Source organism: Streptomyces sp. NPDC030165 (assembly GCF_055573595.1).
Window position 1 is genome coordinate 1 of record NZ_JBVIBD010000068.1, and the last position, 2,414, is coordinate 2,414.

At 69.0% G+C, this 2,414-nt stretch carries 1 protein-coding gene; it reads right to left on the reverse strand.

Annotation, left to right across the window (positions count from 1 at the left end; genetic code table 11):
- On the reverse strand, nt 1-2,414 hold a 2,414-nt coding region (locus ACZ4Z1_RS42325; RefSeq protein ID WP_468492046.1), incomplete at both ends, for a bifunctional glycosyltransferase/CDP-glycerol:glycerophosphate glycerophosphotransferase.

A 2,414-nucleotide genomic window follows, 5' to 3' on the forward strand; every position in this document is an offset into this window, starting at 1 on the left:
CGCACCAGCAGCACCAAATCCTCGCCGAACCGCTCGGCGAAGCGCTCCACATCGAAGGGCAGCTCGAAGCGCCGGGAGCCCTTGCCGGCCTGGCGGAACGTCGGCGCATACAGCACGATGCGCTTGTCCGCCGCGATGCCCAGCTCGGCGGCCAGCGGCCCCCGCACCCGCCCCTGGCCGGCCTCCTCACGCCTGCGGGCCTGCACCAGGGCGTCGTTGCGGGGATAACCCACCCGCAGCAGGGCCCGCTCCGGCAGACGAAACGCCCGGGCCAGGGTGTGCACATCATGCTCCGAGCGGACCAAAAACCGGTCGAAGCGCTCCAGCGCCCGCTGCTGCTCGGCCTGCTGGGCACGGGTGAGCATCTTCTGCGCCGGCTGGTCAAAGCCCATCTTCTTCAGCGCCGAGCCGTGCCAGGTCTGCAGGTAGGTCGTCTCGGGGCGCTTGGCCAGCTTCAGCGGGAAGGACTGGTTGTCCACCCAGAACTCCGCCTGCGCCAGCGCCTTGAGGTAGGGCAGCGACCAGCGCCGCACCAGCGTCGCCTCGGCCGGGAAGGGCCCCGGATCACCGCTGTAGGCCCAAAACGCCTGGAAGTCCAGGTTCTGGCGGCGCATCTCCTCATACAGCGCCCGCGGACTGTCGCTGAACTGCCGCCCCAGATGGCTTTCGAAGACCACCGTGCGTTTTTTGACCGGCAGCCGCAAAAACACCTCATGATACGCCCGCAGCTTGGCATCACCCGACGTCAGCGTCTTGCGCAGCGCCCTGGCCCGGCGGTAGCCGGACTTCGCCAGCGCCCCGGGCCGGCCCCGCACCCCCCGGGCGATCAGCTCCCGGGCCCGCTCACGCTGCGGGTCCTGGCCCACCAGCTCGAAGGCCAGATGGCCGCGGGCCGAGACATGCGCACGCACATGGTCGGCGACCACCCGCGTCAGCCGCGGCCGCACCGCCACCGCCCGCCCCCCGACCTCGGTGTCGGCCACACTCAGCCGCGTCGTGGTGCGCCGCCCGTCCACCTCGAGCTCCAGACGCACATCCCAAACGGTGTCGATGACGCCCAGCGGCCGCAGCCGGGCCCCGAGATCGGCCACCGCCTCCCACTCGACCACCGGCCCCGCATGGCGCAGACGCTGCACCGGGAAGGTGAACGACTGCAGGCCGCGGCGCCGCGCGGTGAAGACGAGCTGACCCGCCAGCCGCGCCCCGGCCCCGATCCGGCCCAGCGGATTGGTGATCTGCCCGGCCAGCCGCACCCCGCCGTCCGCCCCGGCCTCGAACCCGGTCAGCGCATTGCGCAAGAACAGCTGCTCCAGCGGCCGGGTGTGCCAGCCCAGCCCCGTGACGTCCAGCACCTGGCGGCCCAGCGGATCCTCCAGATGCTCCGCGCACCAAAACACCCGCCCGTCCCGCTCGGCCAGCGGCACCGAGACCTTGCTGCCGTTCAACAGCGTGTCCACCGCCGGCAGCAGACGGTCCCAGTCCCCGCGCTGCAGCAGATACCCGCAGATCGCCTGCAACGGCTGCACCCGCCCATACGCCTGCACATCCAGCGTCGCCAGATACTGCGCCGACAGCCGCGCGAACTCCTCGCGGTAGGCCGCATCCCGAAACGGCAGATCCCGCAGATGCAGCACCAGGTCATGCTTGAGGAACTTCACATCCTTCGCCCGCCGCAGCTCCTCCAGCCCCCGCGCCGCCAGCATCGCATCGATCCGCCGGTGCACCTCCAGCCGGTGCGCATAATTGGTCATCTCATGACGCCGGTTGGTCACCGACCGCACCGCCGCCGCCCGGTGCACCTGCCAGAAATACACCTGGTTCGGAATCAGCGTGATCCGCCGCGCCGCCAGATACGCCTGCGCGATGAACTGCAGATCCTCATAGAACACCCCCTTGGGAAACCACAGCTCGTTATCCAGCAGGAAATCCCGCCGGTAACACTTGTTCGTCGACAGCGTGTCCCACACGAACAGATCCGGCAGCTCCTCCACCGACGCAAGCGTCCGCGTCCGCCCGTACAGCCACGGATACCACTCATTGCGCTTCTCCACCGGCGCATCCTTGTGCACCCGCACACACAACCCCGACACCAGATCCGCCCCCGACGCCTCCGCCGCCTCCACCAGATTCCGGCACGCATTACGCTCCAGGACATCATCACTGTCCAAAAACATCACATAACGCCCCACCGCCTCCCGGATCCCCCGGTTACGCGGCTCACCCCCCGCACCACTGTTCTCCTCAAGCCGAAACGCCCGCACCCGCCCCGGCCACCGCGCCGCCAGCCCCCGCGCCACCTCAAACGAACCATCCGTACTGCAGTCGTCAACAATCACCACCTCAACATCACCAAACGTCTGCCCCAACACCGACTGCACCGCAGCAGGCAACCGCTCGGCATCGTTATAGACGAT